17 protein-coding genes are annotated in these 19,585 nt (G+C 71.2%); 7 read left to right on the top strand and 10 right to left on the bottom strand.

Annotated elements, in window-relative coordinates; translation table 11 throughout:
- Positions 1 to 246: 246 nt before the first annotated feature.
- A complete protein-coding gene (locus IE226_RS01605) occupies positions 247 to 1,257 on the bottom strand; it encodes a LacI family DNA-binding transcriptional regulator (RefSeq protein ID WP_190079091.1) in 1,011 nt (336 codons plus the stop codon).
- 216 nt (positions 1,258 to 1,473) lie between these two features.
- Between IE226_RS01605 and IE226_RS01600 the strand changes: the two genes are divergently transcribed.
- On the top strand, positions 1,474 to 1,824 hold the full coding sequence (locus IE226_RS01600) for a hypothetical protein (RefSeq protein ID WP_190079090.1): 351 nt from the start codon (positions 1,474 to 1,476) through the stop codon (positions 1,822 to 1,824).
- A gap of 51 nt (positions 1,825 to 1,875) precedes the next feature.
- On the opposite strand, the gene IE226_RS01595 is transcribed toward IE226_RS01600, so the two are convergent.
- Complete coding sequence (locus IE226_RS01595) at positions 1,876 to 2,523, bottom strand: class I SAM-dependent methyltransferase (protein WP_190079089.1); 648 nt, start codon at positions 2,521 to 2,523, stop codon at positions 1,876 to 1,878.
- 325 nt (positions 2,524 to 2,848) lie between these two features.
- Between IE226_RS01595 and IE226_RS01590 the strand changes: the two genes are divergently transcribed.
- On the top strand, positions 2,849 to 4,207 hold the full coding sequence (locus IE226_RS01590) for an MFS transporter (protein WP_190079088.1): 1,359 nt from the start codon (positions 2,849 to 2,851) through the stop codon (positions 4,205 to 4,207).
- Between the two features lie 68 nt (positions 4,208 to 4,275).
- On the opposite strand, the gene IE226_RS01585 is transcribed toward IE226_RS01590, so the two are convergent.
- From IE226_RS01585 to IE226_RS01575, 3 genes are all read right to left on the bottom strand, one after another.
- Entirely contained in the window at positions 4,276 to 5,061 is a 786-nt protein-coding gene (locus IE226_RS01585) for an SAM-dependent methyltransferase (protein ID WP_190079087.1), read from the bottom strand.
- 144 nt (positions 5,062 to 5,205) lie between these two features.
- A complete protein-coding gene (locus tag IE226_RS01580) occupies positions 5,206 to 6,093 on the bottom strand; it encodes a serine hydrolase (protein WP_229870428.1) in 888 nt (295 codons plus the stop codon).
- Between the two features lie 374 nt (positions 6,094 to 6,467).
- A complete protein-coding gene (locus IE226_RS01575) occupies positions 6,468 to 7,367 on the bottom strand; it encodes a LysR family transcriptional regulator (protein WP_229870305.1) in 900 nt (299 codons plus the stop codon).
- 169 nt (positions 7,368 to 7,536) lie between these two features.
- On the opposite strand from IE226_RS01575, the gene bla reads away from it, so the two are divergent.
- Both bla and IE226_RS01565 read left to right on the top strand, forming a co-directional pair.
- Positions 7,537 to 8,499, top strand: coding sequence for a class A beta-lactamase (bla, locus tag IE226_RS01570; RefSeq protein ID WP_190079085.1), 963 nt, complete (start codon positions 7,537 to 7,539; stop codon positions 8,497 to 8,499).
- 271 nt (positions 8,500 to 8,770) lie between these two features.
- Positions 8,771 to 10,417: a penicillin-binding transpeptidase domain-containing protein gene (locus IE226_RS01565; RefSeq protein WP_190079084.1), complete on the top strand. Its 1,647-nt coding sequence runs from the start codon at positions 8,771 to 8,773 to the stop codon at positions 10,415 to 10,417.
- A gap of 226 nt (positions 10,418 to 10,643) precedes the next feature.
- Here the strand turns inward: IE226_RS01565 and IE226_RS01560 are convergent, their stop codons facing one another.
- Positions 10,644 to 11,354 carry a ribonuclease H family protein gene (locus IE226_RS01560; RefSeq protein WP_190079083.1) on the bottom strand — a complete coding sequence of 237 codons (711 nt, stop codon included), beginning with the start codon at positions 11,352 to 11,354 and terminating at the stop codon, positions 10,644 to 10,646.
- Positions 11,355 to 11,499: 145 nt separating this feature from the next.
- Positions 11,500 to 12,087, bottom strand: coding sequence for an acyl-CoA-like ligand-binding transcription factor (locus IE226_RS01555; RefSeq protein WP_229870426.1), 588 nt, complete (start codon positions 12,085 to 12,087; stop codon positions 11,500 to 11,502).
- Between the two features lie 118 nt (positions 12,088 to 12,205).
- Between IE226_RS01555 and IE226_RS01550 the strand changes: the two genes are divergently transcribed.
- The gene (locus IE226_RS01550) at positions 12,206 to 13,144 is read left to right on the top strand and encodes an oxidoreductase (RefSeq protein WP_190079081.1); all 939 of its coding nucleotides are present in this window, start codon (positions 12,206 to 12,208) and stop codon (positions 13,142 to 13,144) included.
- Positions 13,145 to 13,165: 21 nt separating this feature from the next.
- Here IE226_RS01550 and IE226_RS01545 read toward each other — a convergent pair whose 3' ends face one another.
- The 3 genes from IE226_RS01545 to IE226_RS01535 form a co-directional block, all read right to left on the bottom strand.
- Complete coding sequence (locus tag IE226_RS01545; RefSeq protein WP_190079080.1) at positions 13,166 to 14,125, bottom strand: GNAT family N-acetyltransferase; 960 nt, start codon at positions 14,123 to 14,125, stop codon at positions 13,166 to 13,168.
- 71 nt (positions 14,126 to 14,196) lie between these two features.
- Positions 14,197 to 15,072: an alpha/beta fold hydrolase gene (locus IE226_RS01540; protein ID WP_229870303.1), complete on the bottom strand. Its 876-nt coding sequence runs from the start codon at positions 15,070 to 15,072 to the stop codon at positions 14,197 to 14,199.
- A gap of 85 nt (positions 15,073 to 15,157) precedes the next feature.
- A complete protein-coding gene (locus IE226_RS01535) occupies positions 15,158 to 15,667 on the bottom strand; it encodes a GNAT family N-acetyltransferase (protein WP_190079079.1) in 510 nt (169 codons plus the stop codon).
- Positions 15,668 to 15,869: 202 nt separating this feature from the next.
- Between IE226_RS01535 and IE226_RS01530 the strand changes: the two genes are divergently transcribed.
- Both IE226_RS01530 and IE226_RS01525 read left to right on the top strand, forming a co-directional pair.
- Positions 15,870 to 16,310, top strand: a complete 441-nt coding sequence (locus IE226_RS01530) for an STAS domain-containing protein (protein WP_190079078.1) — start codon at positions 15,870 to 15,872, stop codon at positions 16,308 to 16,310.
- Positions 16,311 to 16,476: 166 nt separating this feature from the next.
- Positions 16,477 to 19,584: a discoidin domain-containing protein gene (locus IE226_RS01525; protein WP_190079077.1), complete on the top strand. Its 3,108-nt coding sequence runs from the start codon at positions 16,477 to 16,479 to the stop codon at positions 19,582 to 19,584.
- Position 19,585: the final 1 nt, after the last annotated feature.

Genomic DNA, 19,585 nt, shown 5'->3' with positions numbered 1-19,585 from the left:
GGAAGCCCACAGCTGCGCGGACTGTGTGGCGGCGCTCACTTAAGCACCGCCAGCAGAAACGCGCCATATATCGCGCGATAATTGCAATAAATTGACAGTACGTGGGTAATGGTCGCCCGGCGGGGCGAGAGACGTTTCGGTGCCCGTAGGCCCGACTGGCGCCCCCGGCCCCTCCGGCCCGCCTGGTCCCTCCGGTGGCTCCGGGTCGATCGGCGCCGATCCGCATCCGCCCGCGCCGATCCGCGCCTACTCCTGCGGCGGCTGCCCCGTCGATCCGCGCACCACGAGCTCGGGCTCGAAGAGGAGCTCCTCCGTGGGCACCGCGCTCCCGCCGATCTTCAGGGTGAGAATCTCGACCGCGGCGCGGCCCATGGCCTCGATGGGCTGGCGCACCGTGGTCAACGGGGGCTCGGTGCAGGTCATGAACGCCGAGTCGTCGTAGCCGACCACCGAGACGTCGCGCGGGACGCCGAGACCCCGGCGGCGCGCGGCGCGCACCGCGCCCAGCGCGAGGGGGTCGCTCGCGCAGACGATGCCGGTGACCCCGGCGTCCAGGAGCCGTGCGGCGGCGGCCTGTCCGCCCTCGATCGAGAACATCCCCCGCGCCACATGCTCCTCGGGCAGGACACCGCCGACCTGCTCGACAAGGGCCCGGGCCGCGGCCAGCTTGCGCTGCGAGGGCATGTGATCGGCGGGCCCGAGCACCAGGCCGATGCGGCGGTGACCGAGCGAGGAGAGATGGCGCCACGCCTGTTCCACCGCGACCGCGTCGTCACAGGACACCGCGGGAAATCCGAGCCGCTCGATGGCCGCGTTGACCAGGACCACCGGGATCTTGCGCGCCGAGAGCCGCTTGTAGTGCTCGTGCGGGGCATCCGCCTGCGCGTAGAGACCGCCGGCGAACACGACGCCGGAGACCTGCTGTTGCAGCAGCAACTCGACGTAATCCTCCTCGGAGACGCCGCCCTTCGTCTGGGTGCACAGCACCGGGGTCAGCCCCTGCTGGGCGAGTGCACCGCCGATCACCTCCGCGAAGGCCGGGAAGATCGGGTTCTGCAGCTCGGGCAGCACAAGACCCACGAGCCGGGCCCGCTCGCCGCGCAGCTGTGTGGGCCGTTCGTACCCCAGCACGTCCAGGGCCGAGAGCACGGACTGCCGAGTCGCGTCGGAGACCCCGGGCTTGTTGTTGAGCACCCGGCTGACCGTGGCCTCGCTGACCCCGACCTTCCGCGCCACCTGAGCAAGTCGTCGCGTCATGCGCGCAAGAATAGCGCAACCTTTGCGTTTGTTTGCGTGCTTGCCAAATCGGCGCCATGGGACCGGCCGGGGCCCGGACATGGACCCTGCCGGGGCCCGAACGGGTGAGGGCGGATCGTTTCACCGGCGGATCCGGCGCACATCGGGTACCCCTGCTGATCAGGACGGGAGCGCGGGGTGCGCTCCTGTGCCGTTCCCAGCAGAGGAAAGCGATCCATGCGTCTTCGTCACACACTGGCTGCCGCGGCCGGCGCCGCCGTGCTGATCCTGACCGTCCCCGGCTCCGCGTACGCGGCCGAGGGCGACTTCGACTACACCTACATCGACCTCGGCTCGGGCGAGGAAGGGCAGGTCACGCTGCATGACCCGGCAGGCGGAGAGTGCATCACGCTCCCCGAGGCAGCCCGGGAGTACGACCAGCCGCCCGCCCACTCCCCCAGAAACCGCACCGGCTCCTTCGCGATCGCCTTCACGAACGCCGACTGCACCGGCGACCAGTTCACGATGCGTCCCCGGACGGGCGGCGCGGGCGAGCGGTTGAAGCTCAGGTCGGTCCTGTTCTCCTGATCCACGGCAGTACCGCCAGTCGCCCCCGACTGCCGCCCGCCAGGACCCTGTTCATGCCTTGCGGGCGAGCAGGTGGATCCCCTTGAACTGCCGCCGGTCGGTGGGCTGGGGCTCGCGGACCATCCGGGCCACCTCGGCCAAGCCGGCCTCGCGCAGCATCCCGGCGAGGCGATCGGGCCACCACCGGTAGGCCGGCGCTACCGCGTGATCGAAGACCTGCGTCGGGTTGGCAGCGTCCTCGCTCGCCCAGAAGCCGATCAGCAGGTGACCGCCGGGGGCCAGCACACGATGGAACTCCGCCAGGATCACGGGGAGTTCTTGCGGCGGAGTGTGGATGATGGACCAGCGGGAGAGTACGCCGCCGAGCGCATCGTCAGCGATATCCAGCGCGGCCATCGAGCCCACCTCGAACCGCAGGTCCGGACTGGCCTCCCGCGCCAACTCGATCATCGCGGGCGAGGCATCGACGCCGAACGCCGACAGCCCCAACCGGGCCAGATAAGCGGTGACATGGCCAGGCCCGCAGCCAAGGTCCGCGACCTGACCTCCCCCACCCGCACTGACGACCTCGGCGAAGGCACCCAAGAAGGCGCGGTCCAGAGGGGTGTCGCGCAGCGAGTCACGGAACAGCTGCTCATACGTGACGGCAGCGGCGTCGTAAGCCTCGCGGGTAGCAGTGAGGGCATCGTGTTCGACCATGGCCGCGAGAGTAGTACCCGCCCCCGAATCTTGCAGGTCAGGTTCGCGCAAGTATGCGCAGCTTCCCTGCCTGATAGCCTTCCCGGCATGTCTGCTGCTTCGTGCGCGGCCGCTTGCGCCGCGGTGACCAGGACGCCCCGCTAGCGGCGGGCGTCCCACTCACACCCTTTCCCGGACGTCCAGCCGCTTCGTGATCAGACCGGAGCGGCACGTTCGTGCTGCTCGGAGCTACTTCTGAGCAACGGAGCACCTGATGTTCCCCAACGTCCTCATCTCTCGCGGGCACAGCCCGTCTTCTGCTCGCGCATGGCTGGTTCTGTGCGCGATGTCCATGCTGCAGTTCTTCGTCGCGGTCGACGTGACCGTGGTCAACATCGCCCTGCCCTCGATCGGCGCCGACTTCGACGTCGACGGGCGCGCCCTGACCTGGGTCGTGGTCGGTTACACCGTCACCGGCGGCGGGATGCTGTTGCTCGGCGGCCGACTTGGCGACCTGTTGGGTCGGCGGCGCATGCTGCTGCTCGGCACGGGCCTGTTCGGCGCCGCGTCCCTACTGGCCGGCCTGGCCCCCAGTTTCGCCCTGCTGGTGGTCGCGCGCCTGCTGCAAGGCGCCGGTGAGGCCATCGCCCTGCCTGCCGCGATGGCGACCATCGTTCTGCTGTTCCCCGAAGGACCGCGCCGGTCGCGGGCTCTGGGCGTATGGGCAGCAGTGGCCAGTTGCGGTCTCGTGCTCGGATTCGTTCTGTCCGGGATCATCACCGCCCACTTGGGGTGGCGGTGGATCTTCCTGATCTCGGTGCCGTTCATCCTGGTCGTGCTGCTGGCAGCCGTCTTCCTCATCGATATCGACAGGGACCGGACCGTGGCCAAGCAGGCCCCGCCGTTGGACCTCCCCGGCGCGCTGCTGCTGACCGCCGGTCCGTTGCTGTTCGTCTTCGGCGTGGTGGAGGCCGGCGAACCCGGAATGCCCGTATGGGTGGCTCCTGCGGCGCTGGCGGGGGCGGTGGCGGCCGGGGCCTGGTTCGTGCGGGTCGAGGCACGCTCGCGCAATCCGTTGGTGCCGCCGCGCTTCTTCGCCAATCGCACGCGGGTGACGGCCAACCTGGTCACGGTGTTGCTGAGCGGGGCGTTGTCGACCTCGTTCCTGCTGTTCACCTTCTATCTGCAGGAGAGGTTGAACATGGGTCCGCTGGGTGCGGGCCTGACCATGCTGCCTCTGGCGGTCTCGCTGATCGTGTTCTCGGTGCTCGTGCCGCGTCTGCTGGAGCGCTGGGGAGCACGCGTGTGTGTGCTGGCCGGCATCGGGTTCACCGCGGCCGCGATGGCCGCGATCGCGCTCGCCTCGGCCCTGCGGGCGGGCGGCATGGTGATGATCCCGGCCATGCTCCTGATCGCGGCCGGGATGGCATTCGGCATCGTAGGACTGCAGTCCGTCGCCGTCAGCGGAGTCACCGCGGAGGACGCCGGTATCGCCTCGGGCGTCCAGCGCGCGGCCGACCAACTGGGCGGCGCGAGCGGGGTGGCGGTCTGCGTGGGGATCGGGTTCGCCCCGGCCCTGCACTCCTTCGACCCGTTCCTGGTCGCCGCCGTGCTGGCCGCCGTGGGGCTGGTGGCCGGTGCGGTCGTGGCCCGGGGCATGCCCGAGCCGGCTCCCGCAGCGGACGTGCCGGATCAGGCCGGGTGATCCTCGTCCCGCCGGGGTGTGCCGCCGCGTCTTGCGAGGTGGCGCACCCCGGCGGGGCCGCGCCCGGCTCAGGGTACGCGGGCGACCGCGACGTAGAAACCGCTCAACTCGGCCTTGGGCGCGGGCGTTTCCTTGTACCAGTGCGTGGCCGTCACCAGGCCGGGATCGACCATTTCCAGTCCCTCGAAGAAGCGCTCGACCTCGTCGCGGCGCCGCATCCGCAAGGGCACCTGGCCCTTCTTGTAGGTGTCGGTGACGGAGTCCGCGAGGTCGGGGTGCTCGTCGGTGGTGCCGTGGGAGAGCACCAGGTAACTGCCGGACGGCAGCGCGTCCACCAAGGTGCGCGTGAGGCCGTACGGGTCTTCGTCGTCGGTGATGAAGTGCATCAGGGCGATGAGGGAGAGCGCGATGGGTCGGTCGAAGTCCAGGAGTTCGCGGGCGTGATCGAGGATCGCCGCGGGCCTGCGCACATCGGCCTGCACATAGTCCGTTGCGCCTTCCGGACTGCTGACCAGCAGGGCCTCGGCGTGCCGCAGCACGATGGGGTCGTTGTCGGCGTACACGACCCGGCAGTCAGGGGCGATCGCCTGGACGATCTGGTGCAGGTTCGGTGCGGTGGGGATGCCGGTACCGATGTCGAGGAACTGCCTGACACCGTTGTCAGCCAGCCAGGCTGCGGCGCGATGCATGAACGCCCGGTTCCGCGCCGCGTTCGCGCGCGCCTCGGGCGGCAGCTTCTCGCCCATCTCCTGGTCGACGAGATAGTTGTCCTTGCCGCCCAGAAGCCAGTCGTAGACACGCGCCGGGTGCGGCTTGCTGGTGTCGATGAGGACGTCGGCGTCTTCTGCAGTCATCGGTGGCTCCACTATGTGTCTGACCGTCTTCAGTGCGTGGCGGGCGAGGTGCGCCGGCCCGCCCCCGGCCTGGAAGGATCTTCCGAGCCTACAGGGCGGCAGGTCAACTGTTATGCCTGGTGAGGGAGTTCGTCGCGGGCTCGGCTAGAGCTGGCGGAGGTGGTCGCGCAGGCTGCGAGCGGCCTGCGCCATCAGGGCGTCGGCACCGGGTTGCGCGCCGGCGGGCACGAGGGACTCGGTCAGGACGGCGATCGCGAAGGACTGGCCGTCGGAATGCTCGACGACGCCGATCTCGTGGCGGAGGTTGAGCAGGGTGCCGGTCTTGGACGACCAGGTGCTGGCGTCGGAGCTGAAGTCCGGGGTCAGCCGGTGGCGCAGCACATTGTGAGCCATGAGGTCGCGCAGCCGCGCGGCCACATCCGGGTGGACCTTCGACGGTGTCCACAGAGCCTGGAGCAGGTCGACCCAGGTACGTGCGCTGCCGGTATTGGCGCGGGTGGTGTCGAGCTGGGGCACCCGGTGTCCGCGCCCGCTGGTGCCTGCGTCAATGGCCAGGGCGTGGGCGAGATGTATTTGATCGGCGTCGAAGCGCTCCACGGGGGTGTCGGACAGCTCGTCCACGGTGTGCCGGACGGTGATGCCGCGGATGCCGAGCTCGTGGAGGATGGCGGAGACCTCGGCGGGCGGGGTGAGTTCGAACAGCGCGTCGGCGGCCATGCCGTCACTCAGGCAGACGCTCAGGTAGAGCAGGTCGTCGATCGCGATGCGGGCGGGGTGACGGAAGCGGCTCAGGCCGGTCGGCCCCGGCGTCGTGACCCGCCCGGGCTGCACCTCCAGCATCGTGGACCCGTCGAGCTCGCCCCGTCGGATGCGCTCCACCGTCGCGAGCGCGAGCGGGACCTTGACCAGGGAGGCGGAGGGCAGCTGGGTGTCCGCCTCGATCCCCAACTCGTCGCCCGTGTGCAGATCCCGCACGAGCAGACACCCGCGCAGGCCGCCGTCGCTCAACTGCTCCCGGATGTCGCGCAGCAGGGCTTCGGTGTTCGTGTTGCCGTAGGTGGTGGTGGGGGTGCTGGCGTACGTGGCGGTGGGTGTGCTGCCGCCGTATGTGGTGGCGGGTGTGCTGCCGTGCGTGGTGGCGGATGTGCTGCCGTGCGCGGCGGGCACGCCACCGGATGCCCCACCGTGCATCTCGGCGGGTGTCCCGCCGTACGTCCCGCCGTACGTCCCGGCGGGTGTCCCGCCGGGCGCCCCGGCCGGAGTACCGCCGTGCGTCCCGGCCGAAGTACCCCCATGCATGCTGCCGTTCACCCCGGCGGACGAGCCGCCGAATGTGCCTCCCTGCACGCCGCCGGACATGCCACCGTTCATACCGGCGGAACAACTGCCGCTTCCCCTGGCACCGTTCATGCTGCCGTGCCTCCCCTGATCCCGGCCCGGGCCTCCGCGCCCAGGCAGCGGGCGATGGCGTCGCCCAGGCGTGCTTCGATGGACTGCGGGTTGCCGTCCGCCGCCGCGGCCAGGGCGAACCCCCGGCCGAGAGCGATCTCGCCGATGGGCCGCCAGGCCAGGGCGAGTTCCTCGGCCTGCGCCGGAGAGCACAGCAGCAGGTCGCCCGAGCAGAGCACCTCGGCCGCGGCGCTCGTCAGATCGGCAGCGACGAGCTGCGCGGGGCGCAGCCCCACCGCGTCGCGCAGCCGCGTCAGCGGATCGCGGATGTGCGGCACGTCGTCCTCCGGCTGGATCCAGACGCGGCGCGCCGGGCCGGGCCAGGCGCGCCCCACCCGCAGCGTCTCGAGGTAGACCCGCTGCACCCCCGGATCCCCCGCGCTCGCGAGGCCGAGCGGCACGGACCACGCCGCCTCGTCCGCGGGCACCGCCAGCAGGGCGGCACGTACCTGCTGTGCGCGCAGAAGCTCCCTGCGCTGCGTAGGCGCCGCCACCCGCAGGTCGAGCGTGATGCCGTGACCGCGCGCCTCGGCGACGAGGCGGGCGAGCCCGGCCGTGGAGCAGACGCCGGGCACCGCGAGCCGCCACGGCTTGCGCTTGACGGCTTCCGCCTCGTCGAGGAGCACGTCGGCCGCCTGTACGAGCTGCCGGGCCGTCGGCAGCATGTCCCGCCCGAAGGGCGTGAGAACGGCACGCCTCGACGTGCGCTCGAACAGCGGCTCACCGAAGCGCTCTTCAAGGGCGGCAACCCGACGGCTCGCCACCGACTGGGACATCCGGGCCGCTGCCGCTCCGTCGGTGAAACTGCCGTACTGGCTGACGCTGACGAACGCGCGACACGCTCCCACCAGATCCACGCCCCGAAGCCTATGCCAGATCAGCATGGAATCGCGCAGGAGCGTATTGGACCGCATACGCAGCCGAGGGCGAGGGTGGCTGCGGCACTCACACCCACGTTCCGGGACGGAGCCGTGCCGCCCCGTCCCCCATGCGCCCTGCCGCCGGGGCGCCCTGGAGGTCTGGCCCATGAAGTACACCCGTGCCCGCCGTACTGCTGTCGGTGCGCTCGCCACGTTCTGCCTCGCCCCGCTCATGGCCTGCGCGGAGGGCGACGCCTCGGACTCGTCGTCCCCGTCCACGGCGACCACGAAGCCCGCAGGGACAGGGAAGCCCGCAGGGACGGCCAAGTCCGCGGATGCGGCGAAGTCGTACGCCCGTGGCTTCAAGAAACTGGAGCGCAAGTTCGACGCGCGCCTCGGCGTCTACGCCATCGACACCGGGACCGGCCGCGAAGTGGCCTACAACGCCGGTGAGCGCTTCGCCTACAACTCCACCTTCAAGGCCCTGGCCGCCGGAGCCGTGCTGGACAAGTACTCCCTCGACGGCCTCGGTCGCAAGGTCACGTACTCCAAGGACGATCTGGTCCCCAACTCCCCCGTGACCGAGAAGCACGTCAAGACCGGTATGACCCTGGGCGAACTGTGTGACGCCGCAGTCCGCTACAGCGACAACACCGCGGCCAACCTGCTCTTCGACAAGCTCGGCGGCCCCAAGGGCCTGGACGCCGTCCTCGAGGGCCTGGGCGACGACGTCACGCGGATGGACCGCCGCGAGCCCGACCTGAGCAGTTGGGTGCCGGGCGAGACCCGGGACACCAGTACGCCGCGGGCGCTGGCCAAGGATCTGCGTGCGTTCGTACTCGGGGACGTTCTGGGCAAGGGCGAGCGCGCGCAGCTGACCAAGTGGCTGCGGACCAACACCACCGGGGATCACACCATCAGGGCGGGTGTGCCCAAGAGTTGGGTGGTCGGCGACAAGACCGGGACCGGCACCTACTACGGCGCCCGCAACGACATCGCCGTGGCGTGGCCCTCCGACGGCGCCCCCATCGTCATGGCGATCTTGTCCAACCGTACGAAAAAGGACGCCGAGCCCGACGACAAGCTGATCGCCGACGCGGCCTCCGTGGCTGTCGACTCGCTGTCGTAGCGGAAGGTACGCCACCGGGCGAGCGCCCACAAGCGGCTCGGCGGCGGGTGGCCGCCCGCCGCCGAGCCAAGCACCCGCAGACGCCCCAGCGCATACGCCGCCTGCCGCCGGGCCAGGCACCCACAAGGACCCCAGCGGGCACGCCGCCAGCCGCCCAACCACCGGGCCAAGCACCCACGGCAGTCACGCCCCCAACGCGCGCCCCAGCGACCGGGCCCCCGGCGGCCAGGCGCGCCCTCCAAGCACCTACACCCCGTACAAGGAGCCCTCCATGACGGATGCCGCACCGCTGACCGAACCCGGCGGCCTCGGCCGTGGCCGCAGACCCGCCCGTACGGCCACCCGCGTGGTGATCGCGGCGGGTTCGGCGCTCGCGATCGCCGCAGGCGTCGGGTACGCCGCGGAGCTCGGCCCCTTCGACCCCGGGCCGCCGATACCCGCCCCGGAGGCGACGAAGCAGGCGCGCGCGTTCCTGGCCGACTGGGAGGCGGGCCGCATTGCGCGGGCGGCGGCGCTGACCTCGCGTCCCGAGGAGGCGGAGCGTGTCCTGAAGAGTTTCACCGCGGGTCTCGACATCAGCGAACCGACCCTGACCCCGGGGGCGGCCACGGCCGGTGAGGACGGCACCGTGACGATGGCCTTCTCCGCCAGGATGCCCGTCACCGACCTCGGCACCTGGACCTACGCCTCGTCCCTGCCGCTGCGCAAGCAGGACGACGGCACATGGAAGGTGGACTGGGCGCTGTCACTCGTACACCCGAAGCTGAGCGGTACGCACAAGTTCCGCCTGGAGCGGGAGGACTCCGCCCTGCCCCAAATCAACGACCGTGACGGGAACGCGCTGTCGGGCACGACACACCCCTCCCTCGGCCCTCTCATCCCCCGGATCGCCGGGGGCAGCGGTGCCGGACCGCGCGGCGCCGTCCGGCTCGTCGAACGGGCCACCGGTGAGGTGACGGGCACGGAAGTCTCGTTCGGCAAGAAGTCCGAGCGCCCCGCCGACAAGCCGGTGGCGACCACCCTCGACGCCACCTGGCAATCCGCCGCGGAGAAGGCCCTCGCCGCCGAGGCCGAGGGCAAGGACGCCGCGCTCGTCGCCCTGCGTGTCGACGACGGAGAGATCCTGGCCGTCGCCAACTCCCCCTCCGCCGGCTTCAACCGCGCCGTCTCGGGCACCTACGCGCCCGGCTCCACCTGGAAGATCGTCACCACCAGTGCGCTGCTGCTCAAGGACGCGGTCGCGCCCGGCGATGTCGTGGACTGCCCCAAGTACCTCACCGTCGGCAAACGGTTCCAGAACGTCGAGGCGTCCGAGCACCGCGACGCCACCTTCCGCAAGGACTTCAGCGCCTCGTGCAATACCGCGTTCATCGGCCTGCGCGACAAGGTGAGTGATCGGGAGCTGGGTGATGTCCCGGGCAAGTATTTCGGGGTCGGCCAGGAGTGGAACGTCGGCATTCCCTCGTACGACGGGTCGGTCCCGGTCCCCCGCGACCAGACCGAGAAGGCCGCGTCGATGATCGGGCAGGGCAGAGTGCAGGCCAACCCGCTGATCATGGCGTCCGTCACCGCGACGGCGGTGTCCGGCACCTTCCACCAGCCCACCCTCACCGGCGCGGCCGAAGACACGACCACGACCACCCCACTGCCGCGTGAAGTCGTGGCGCAGCTCCGTGAGTTGATGCGCGCCACGGTCACCGAAGGTACGGCGAGCGTCCTGGCCGACCTGCCCGGCAGCGTAGGGGCGAAGACCGGTACCGCCGAGGTCTCCGAGGACGCCCCCAACAACGGCTGGTTCGTCGCGCACCGCGGCAACGTCGCCGTGGCCTGCGTCGTCGAGAAGGGCGTCACCGGCGGCGCCTCCGCCGGCCCCGTCGTCCGCAGCCTCCTGGGCGCGGTGCCGGACGACCCCTCCTGACATGCCCTGCTGACATGCCCTGCTGACACGCCCTGCTGATATGCCCTGCTGACGTGCCCTGCTGACGTGCCCTGCTGATTCCAAGTTCAGTGGCGTTTCGTCATCACCCCCTCGTAGCAGCGGGCTGGCCGCCCTGCTGGCGGTCCGCGCGCGCGGCGCCTGAGCGTGCTGCCGGGGCTGCACCCAGCGCCCCCGCTTCACGCAGCGCCCCCAGCCCGCACATGCCTCAGGAGTCCCGGCACTCCACGTGTCCCCAGCCGTGCGGGTTCTTCGCGATCTTCTCTCCGGCCGCGTAGGGCTTCTGGCAGTGGCAGCGGCCGGGGAACTTTGCCTTGATCACCCCGCCCGAGCCCCCCTTGCCCGACCGGGCGCCGGAGCTCTTGCCCGCCCCCGATGCGGAGCTCTTGCGCGACCGGGCGGCGGGAGCGGCCGTCATGCGCTCGGGCCGCGGTTCCGGGATCGCGAGCGTTCCGTGGGCGGTCCCGGCGGGCTGCTGTGTCGTGGCGGCGTCGCTGGCGGCGACGTCGGCGATCGCGTTGAGGTGGTCACCGTCCACCTGGTGCGCCGCGACATGCCGGAAGGTCACCGCGCGGCCCTGCAGGAGTGCGTCGATACGGACCACGAGGTCCTTGTTTGCCACCGGCTTCTTCGCCGCGGTCTGCCAGCCGTTGCGCTTCCAGGACGCGATCCACTTGGTGACCGCGTTCATCGCGTACTGGCTGTCCATGCGGACCTCGAGCGGCAGGGCCGGGTCGGTGGACTCCAACAGCTCGGCCAGCGCGGTCAGTTCGGCCACGTTGTTGGTCGTGTTGCCGAGCGGACCGGCCTCCCAGCGCTGCGGGCGCTCGTCGGAATCGGCGACCACCCAGGCCCAGGCCGCCGGGCCGGGGTTCTTCTTCGCGGCTCCGTCACAGGCGGCGATGATCAAGTCAGACATCCCTCGATGATGCCAGCCCGGGAGAGGCTCGCGGGCCACCGCCCCTCCGCCGCCCGGGGACCGGAGCCCTGCGGCACCGGCGCACCCGGCCCTGCGATCCATCGCCGCCCTTCGCTCCGTCCCAGTCCTTCGCTCCGTCCCAGTCCTACGCTCCGTCGCCGTCAAGCGCCGGGGCGATGACGGCGAAGGCCCGGTCGGTCAGCTGCGCGGGATCCTCGGCGCCGTCGCTCTCGCTCCACCGCCGCAGCACGGCGTCGAAGGCGGACAGGGCCATCCCGGCAGCGAGCCGCGGATACATGTCGTCGCCCGCGTCGCGGCCTAGGCGCCGCGCCACCTCTCCGGTCAGATCGTCGCTCCACTGCGCCTGGCGCTCCAGGAAGCGTGCGCGCAGGGCGGGCGTACGCAGGATCAGCCGGACCACGGGCAGCACCCGCTCGCGGTGGTCACCGCAGGCGGCGACGGGGACCCAGACGGCGTGCCGCAACGCCACCGAGGGCCGTTCGTCGTCTGGACGAGCGGCCAGCTCCGCGCGGATGCCGTCGCCCATGTCGGCCAGGAACTGGACGACCACGTCTTCCTTGGACGCGAAGTATCGGAAGAACGTCCGCCGGGAGACCCCGGCGGTGGCCACGATCTCGTCGATGGTGACCGCGTCAAAGCCCTTACGGGCAAGAAGTTGCAGCGCCGCCTCGGTCAACTCGCTCGAGACGAGCTGCCGTTTGCGCTCGGCCATGGTCACTTCGGGGCGGGAACTCACCGCGCCATCGTACACGCTGAAGTACACGCCATGCCTTGTATGGCACTCCGGGCACCCCTTGACACTGAGTGCCACGAGCGACAACATGTGCCGCATGACGCAGCAGCAGAGCTGGACAGCCGAGCACATACCGGACCAGAGCGGGCGGGTCTTCGTGGTCACCGGAGCCAACAGCGGGCTCGGCCTGGCGACCACACGAGCGCTCGCCCGCCGGGGCGGGCACGTGATCCTGGCGGTACGGGACGAGGCGAAGGGCCGCCGAGCGGTCACCGAGATCGCCGCCGGACAACCGGAGGCGAGCCTGGAGGTGCGCCGCCTCGACCTGGCCGACCTCGACTCCGTCCGTGCCTTCGCCGGTCAGCTGCACGCCGACCACCCGCGCCTCGACGTGCTCATCAACAACGCGGGCGTGATGGCGCCGCCCCGCACCCTCAGCGCGCAGGGCCACGAGTTGCAGTTCGCCTGCAATCACCTCGGTCACTTCGCGCTCACCGGACTGCTGCTCGACCTGTTGGCCGCGGGGGACAAGCCGCGCGTGGTGACGGTCAGTTCGGTCAACCACCGGCAGGCGCACATCCGCTTCGACGACCTCTCCGGCGAGCGCCGCTACAAGCCCATGGGCTTCTACAACCAGTCGAAGCTCGCCAACGCCGTCTTCGGCCGTGAACTCCACCGCCGGCTCTCCCGATCCGGCAGCCCGGTGCGCAGCGTGCTCGCCCACCCCGGCTACACCGCCACCAACCTCCAGTACGGCACGCCGATCGGCCTGTGGCGGCTGGTGCTCGGCCGCATCGGCAATCCGCTGCTCGCCCAGCGCCCGGCCGACGGCGCACTGCCCCAGCTCTACGCGGCAACCGATCCGACGGTCGAGGGCGGACAGTTCATCGGCCCGGGCGGCATGGCCGAACTGCGCGGCGCACCCGCGCGCGTACAGCTCGCGCCCGTCGCGGCTGACCCCGACACGGGCCGCCGCCTGTGGGAGCTGTCGGAGCAGCTGACGGACGTACGGTTCGCGTTCCCGGCGACCGTCTGACGGCGGCGCGCGCCGCCGGGGTCACCGCGCGACGGGGCGGATCAGCTCCCAGGTCTGGACGGCGAAGTCGCGGCTCATGCCATGGCGTTCGTACAGGGCGAGTGCGCCGGTGCTGTTGTCGGTGTCCACACCGAGGCCGATCCGGTCACGGCCGAGAGCCGCGTAGTGGCCGAAGGCATGACGCAGGAGATAGCTGCCCAGGCCCCGGCCGCGGGCCTCGCGCAGCACGCCGATGCAGCCGATCCAGGCCATCGACGTGCGGTTGTTGCGGGTGCCGAGCACCGCGGCGTCGCCGACCCCGTCGACATGCGCGATCCACGTCAGGGACCAGTCGGCATGCTCCGCGTCGATGTCGTCCAGCCACTGCTCGTAGGTACGCGGGTGGAAGTCGAAGTGATCGGCGAAGGTGTCCTGGAGGAGTGCGTGGGCGCGCCGGCGGTCCGGCTCCTCCAGGCACGGGCGCAGCGTCACGCCGGGCGGCGGTGCCGGCAACCGGTCCGTGGTCGTGGACAGGGTGCGGACCATCGCGTGGTAGCGCCGGACCGGGGTCCAGCCCCGTCCGCGCATCACGCCCGGGTCCAGGGTCGAAGCGATGTTGAGCTCCAGGTGCACCACCGCCCGGCCGGCTCCGTTGGCGGCGGCCCGCTCGGCGGCGCGCGCCTCCATGACGTCGAGGAGGTGCCCGGAGGCCAGGGGCCGACCGGGCAGCGTGTAGTACTCCGCGTCGATCCGCTCGCCGCCGGACTCGTCCCACAGCAGGCCGTACGCCATCAGCCGCCCGTCGTCGGACAGCAGCCAGGAGTCGTGCTCCAGGTCCGCTTCGGGGTGCTTCAAGTCGGCCTGGACATCGCAGAGATCGGTGTCGGCACGGCCGATCTCCAAGGCGTCGATCTCGTTGAGCAGCGCGCACACCGCCGCCGCGTCGTCGACCGTCGCGGGCCGCAGGGTCAGGCCGGGGGGAAGGGCCGTGGGCGAGGTCATGGCCTCACTCTCCGGTGCCGGGAGTCGCGTCCGCAACGGACTTTTCCCGGACACCACCACCTCCCCGTCGGCTACCCGCTGGTCGTGGCCTGCGCGAGCAGCGACGCGAGGACCGGCTCGGCATGTGTCCACAGCAACGCGCCGCCGATCTCCGGTACGACACGACGTCGCGCTCCCGGCATACGGGCCGCGAGCAGCGCTCCGTTGTCGGGCGAGTGGCCGGTGTCGCGTTCGCCGTACCAGATGTCGACCGGGACGGTGATCGCGTCGAGGTCGAAGGGCCAACGCCCCATGGCCAGTACGGTGTCGCGCGCGTACCCGGCGCCACCTTGGCCAAAGCCCTCGCTCAAGGCCCTCAGATAGGCAGCCGCAAAACCGGGATCCTCATAGACCGCGAGATCGCACTCCGGGCTCCCGGACATGACCATGTCCCACATCGCGTCCGCGGTGAAGCCGGCGAACAACTCCTCGGCGCCTGCCGGGTCGCGCGCGGTCCGCTCGACCAGGCCGCGCAGATCTTCCGCCAGGACTGAGGCGAACTCCGGCGCGGCGACCTCATCCGCACCGGAGACCACAGCCAGTGCCGAGGCCACGCCCGCCTCGGCGCAGGCCAGCGCGAACGGCGCGCCCTGTGAGTTCCCCACCATGGCCGGGCGCCCCAGCCTCCGCAGGGCGCAGAGTTGCCGCATATCGTCGGCCACGGCCGCGAAAGTACGGCCGGGCGCAGGTGTCGAGACACCGAGCCCCGGCCGGTCCACGGAGACAAGACGCACGCCGAGCGCCTCGACGACACCTGCGCCGAAGCCGAGCCACCGGCTCGTCGCGGCACCCGGACACAACAGAACAGGCACCCCGTCCGACGGCCCCCACTCGGCCCAGCCGAGCAACCGTCCATCGGAGAGCCGGCTCTCACCCAGTCGGGCGGGAGGGTCGGCGTACACAGTCATGACGCACATCATGTCCATCGGCAGCCACCCTCGCATCAGACTTTCGCCGCGGCTCCGTACGGGACGCGCGACACATGATGCGGCGCTAGATACCGAACGGTGCCGCGTAACGCACCACGCCGCCGGGCAACGGGTGACCGCTGTCGAAAGCGAGGGCCATCATGGCCTCGTCCGGTACGTCGATGCTGATGCCGATGCCGTACGCCGAGGCACGGGAGAAGCCGAAGCGCGGGTAGTACGCGGGATGCCCGAGGACGGTGACGTAGTGCTCGCCCTTGTCCCTGGCCGCGTCGAGTGCGGCGCGGATGGCCGCGGAGCCGGCGCCGGTCTTCTGGTACTCGGGCAGTACGGCCACGGGCGCCAGGCACAGGGCCGGGGTGTCGCCGATGTGGCACCGGGTCAGCAGTGCGTGCCCGACGAGCTTGCCGTCCTGGTCGGTGGCGACGATCGAAAGGCCGTCGATCCACGCGGGATCGGCACGCAGCGCGTCGACGAGGTCGGCCTCGGACGGTGTGTCGAACGCGGCGACGACGATGGCGCGGACGGCGGGGCTGTCGGCGCCGGTCTCGGCGCGTGTGATCCAGGTGTTGGTCATGACGGTCATCCTTTTCGTGGCTCCAGCCCTCTCGGCTGACACAACGGCATCGCTCCGCACAAGGGTCACACCCCGGAGCGGCCTCCACCGCACCGCCGGCCGCGGAGAGGCGTAGGGAGGGACGGACGGGATACTCGGCAGCCAGGCACTTCGTGTCTCGACATCCGCACGGGCTTCCGTTCGACGACCACAAGGAGGCGCGATGTCGACGCAGACCCATCGCCTCATCATCCACGAGCTCGCGCGGTGCGACGAATGCGCCGTACTGCGTGTGAGCGGTGAACTCGACCGGACCGCCGAGAAGTACTTCCTTCGTACCCTCGGAGACTCCGTCATGGCAGGGCACCGACATCTCGTTCTCGATGTGACGGCGCTTGTGTTCTGCGATTCGCGTGGGCTCAACTGCCTGCTCGGGGTGCGGTGGTTACTGCGGCGTCGTGAGGGCCAGTTGCTCCTTGCCGGGGCCGGACGCCATCTCGTGTCGCTCCTGACACTGACGGGCAGCGCGGACATGTTCCCCCGCTACCTCACCGTGGGCCAGGCCCTGCATTCGCTGCCGCCGTCGCACCGCCCCGCGTGGCCGCCCTCGTCCTCCGCTCACCCGGACGAGGCTCCGAGCGAAGCCCCGCCGACCGGATCTTGACCCGGCATCCGGCCCCTGACCCGCCGACCGGCCCTGGACCCGGCGGAGCCCGGCTTCCCGGTTTCTCGGAGTGACGCGTGATACGGCAGGACCCTTGACGTACGCGCGGGGACGCCCGAAGAATGACCGCACTCTGACAACGTTGTCCAAGGAAGGTCGCGCCACGATGCCGCAGCAAGTCCGGGGACTCTCACGCCGCCAAGCCCTCAAGATCCTCGGGGGCACCGGTGCCGTGGCGGCCTTTCCGCTCTCCCTCGGCTCGGGGCAGGCCTCGGCCGCCGCCGCGGAACCGGACGCGATCGCGAGCACCTACTACCGTGTCCTGCTGGCCCACACCCGCTGGGCCGAGACCCAGTGGGATGCGGCCAAAGGCCACTACACGGCCAAGGACTTCGGCTTCGCCGTCGTGCTCGGCAACGCCGTCCTGCTGACCCGCGGTCCCTACGACGCCGAGCTCGCCGGAGTCGACAGGGACACGCTGCGCACCCGCACGCTCGCCACGCTGAAACACTTCGCCGCCTCCAACCGCCTGACCGGCGGCACCCAGTGGGGCAGGAAGCTGTTCTTCGACACCACCTTCCAGTCCTACTTCATCCTGGCGGCACGCCTGCTCTGGGACGATCTCGACGAGGCGACGCGGCGCGACGTGGACACCATCGTCCGCGGGCAGGCGCGGTACACCGCGGAGTTGGGGACGGACGATGATCCCGACTCCGGCGAGTGGACCCCTCATGGGCTCACCGGTGGCTTCGAGGGCGACACCAAGCTGGAGGAGATGGGCATCTACGCCCAGTCGCTCGCCCCCGCCCTGGCCTGGGCCAGCGACGACCAGCACCATGACACGTGGCGGGCGGCTTTCGGACGCTGGAGCCGCAACGAGGCGGGGCTGCCGCCCGCCGACCTCGCCAACCCGGCCCGGGTCGACGGCGTCCCCGTCAGTGCCAACACCGCGCAGAACCTGTACGACACCTTCATCGTCGAGAACCACGGATCGTTCGGCCCGCACTACCAGGAGGAGCTCTGGCGCACCTCGGGCCGCAACGCCGCCCACTTCCTCGCGGCGGGCAAGGCCCTGCCGGAGGTGCTCACCGCCCAGCCCAACGCCCTTCCGCTGTGGCGCACGCTGCTCGGTGTGATGAGCGATGCGGGCGAGCCCCTGATGCCGATGGTCGCCGACCGTGAGCACCTCTACGGCCGCGATGTCATCCCCCTCGCCTTCCTGGCGCAGGTCACGGGCGACCGTGCCGCGGCGGCCTGCGAGCGCGCCCTCGCCGAACGCCTGGAGGGATATCAGAAGTACCCGCCGGAGTACCGCATCGCGAAGTTCTCGGGTGAACCCAAGTACGAGCCGGAGGCGCGCGCCGAGGTGGCCATCAGCTACCTCCTGCACGAGTGGCGGGCCCGCTCCGGCGAACCGCCGGTGCGCCCTCTCTCCGCGGAGGAACTCTTCGAGCAGGCGAACGGCGTCAGGGACCACGGCACCGGGCCCGGCCTGGTGTCCCACCAGTCCCCCGGCGCCTGGGCGGGCACCGTCAGCAAGCCGGGCTTCGTGAAGTTCGCCTGGCAACCGGCGCACGACGACTGGCTGTTCGCGATCAGCGGCACCACTCCCGTGTTCCTGCCGAGCACCCGGGCCAAGGCCACCGGGCGGAACGTGGCCACGTACACGCGGCTTCGCGACGGCTTCGACGGGAGCGCGAGCGTGCTGACGCTAGAGCAGGGGCTTGCGGGGTTCACCACCCTGCCCTCGGGCGCCGTGGTCTACGCGACGTCCGGCACGGCGGCCGGGGAGGGACACCTGGAGGTGCGCAACCTGGCCATACCCGGTATCCCCGGCCTGGACGGCAGCCGCACCTATCGGGCCGCCGAAGGGAGCACCACCGTCGAGGCGGGGTCCGGGGGCCGGCCCTCCGCCGGGCCGCGCACCGACGAACTCACGTTTCCGGCCGGGCAGTTCCGCCATCTGCGGATGCTGGGCGTGCGGCCCGATCCGTCGTACGGCTATTCGCTGTACTCCTTCGAGATACGTGACGGCGCCTCGGGCGAGGACCTGGCACGCGCCGGCGGGGCGAAGGCGTCGGCCTCCTCCTTCGACCCGGGCAAGGAGCCCTCGCTCGTGATCGACGGCGTGGGCACCAGCCGCTGGGCGGTGTCGCGCGCAGACCGTACGCGGGCGGACAGCTGGATAGCCGTCGACCTGGGCTCCTCGCGGTCCGTGGACCGGGTGACGCTGCGCTGGGAGTCCGCCGCGGGCCGCGCCTACCGGCTCCAGGGGTCGGCCGACGGAGAGCGGTGGACGGATCTTGTCGCCTGGCCGCAGCCCGACCTCACCAGCCGCGGCGGGTGGCTGGACGTCGACGGCCGTGCCGGTCTCGTCGTGCGGGGCGGCGCCCATCCGATCTCGGTGTACGGCGACACAGTCGTGCTGTCCGACGGTCCGGCCGAGAGCGTACTGATCGAAGGACTGCCGGGTGCGACTCCGGAGGAGCTGCGCGCCGCGGCTGCCCGCAAGACGCCTTCCGCGGACTCCGCGAAGGTCAAGGCCGCACTCACCGGGGACTACCTGAGCCTCTTCAACCTCTCCCCGGACCCCGTGACCACGACGGTGACGATCCCCCGCTCACGCGCCGGAGAAGCGCGACTCTACGAGGGCGTCCAGACCCTCACCGAGTCCGCGACGACGTATCGGGTGCAACTGCCTTCCGCAGCGGCCCTGTTGGCGCCCCCGCGCATCACCCTGTCCGCGCACCGGCTGCCTGTCGGGCTGCGCGCCGAGGTCGTCGACGGCAGCACCGTACGACTGAGGGGGCCGTCGTGCCGCGTCACCGTCTCGGCGCAGGGCAGGAGCGTCGGTGCCACGGTCCGCGCGGGCCGTACGACCACCATCACCGTGCCCCGGGCCATGGCCTATCCCCTCGCGGACCTGGCGCTGGGCCGCGACACCTTCCCGACCGCCCCGCTGCCGCCCGGCATGACGGACCCGCGGGCGGCGGTGGACGGCGACGGGGCGACCGCGTGGCAGGCGGGACAGGACGGCCGCATGGTCGTCGACCTGGGGACCGAGCAGCACATCGGCGAGATCCGCACCCGTTGGCGTGGCGGACACGTGCCGACCTCGCGCGTGGAGTTCAGCCTCGACGGCCTTACGTACGAGGACTCGGCCCGTCTTTCGGCGCGCGGCAGCCTGCGCACCGACCGCTCGGCGCGCTATGTGGCGCTCCGCGTCACCGCCGCATCGGGAGGCGCCCTGACCGCGTTGACGGTCACCTCGTGAC

Origin of the sequence: Streptomyces longisporoflavus, from assembly GCF_014649775.1 — a bacterium.
GTDB lineage: Bacteria > Actinomycetota > Actinomycetes > Streptomycetales > Streptomycetaceae > Streptomyces > Streptomyces longisporoflavus.
The sequence above is the reverse complement of the archived record's forward strand: the minus strand, read 5'-3'. Positions and strand labels throughout refer to the sequence as shown.

Bases quoted from the DNA above. Each gene is read 5' to 3' on its own strand.
- IE226_RS01605 (WP_190079091.1), bottom strand. From the start codon at position 1,257: ATGACGCGACGACTTGCTCAGGTGGCGCGGAAGGTCGGGGTCAGCGAG.
- IE226_RS01600 (WP_190079090.1), top strand. From the start codon at position 1,474: ATGCGTCTTCGTCACACACTGGCTGCCGCGGCCGGCGCCGCCGTGCTG.
- IE226_RS01595 (WP_190079089.1), bottom strand. From the start codon at position 2,523: ATGGTCGAACACGATGCCCTCACTGCTACCCGCGAGGCTTACGACGCC.
- IE226_RS01590 (WP_190079088.1), top strand. From the start codon at position 2,849: ATGTCCATGCTGCAGTTCTTCGTCGCGGTCGACGTGACCGTGGTCAAC.
- IE226_RS01585 (WP_190079087.1), bottom strand. From the start codon at position 5,061: ATGACTGCAGAAGACGCCGACGTCCTCATCGACACCAGCAAGCCGCAC.
- bla (WP_190079085.1), top strand. From the start codon at position 7,537: ATGAAGTACACCCGTGCCCGCCGTACTGCTGTCGGTGCGCTCGCCACG.
- IE226_RS01565 (WP_190079084.1), top strand. From the start codon at position 8,771: ATGACGGATGCCGCACCGCTGACCGAACCCGGCGGCCTCGGCCGTGGC.
- IE226_RS01560 (WP_190079083.1), bottom strand. From the start codon at position 11,354: ATGTCTGACTTGATCATCGCCGCCTGTGACGGAGCCGCGAAGAAGAAC.
- IE226_RS01555 (WP_229870426.1), bottom strand. From the start codon at position 12,087: ATGGCCGAGCGCAAACGGCAGCTCGTCTCGAGCGAGTTGACCGAGGCG.
- IE226_RS01550 (WP_190079081.1), top strand. From the start codon at position 12,206: ATGACGCAGCAGCAGAGCTGGACAGCCGAGCACATACCGGACCAGAGC.
- IE226_RS01545 (WP_190079080.1), bottom strand. From the start codon at position 14,125: ATGACCTCGCCCACGGCCCTTCCCCCCGGCCTGACCCTGCGGCCCGCG.
- IE226_RS01540 (WP_229870303.1), bottom strand. From the start codon at position 15,072: ATGACTGTGTACGCCGACCCTCCCGCCCGACTGGGTGAGAGCCGGCTC.
- IE226_RS01535 (WP_190079079.1), bottom strand. From the start codon at position 15,667: ATGACCAACACCTGGATCACACGCGCCGAGACCGGCGCCGACAGCCCC.
- IE226_RS01530 (WP_190079078.1), top strand. From the start codon at position 15,870: ATGTCGACGCAGACCCATCGCCTCATCATCCACGAGCTCGCGCGGTGC.
- IE226_RS01525 (WP_190079077.1), top strand. From the start codon at position 16,477: ATGCCGCAGCAAGTCCGGGGACTCTCACGCCGCCAAGCCCTCAAGATC.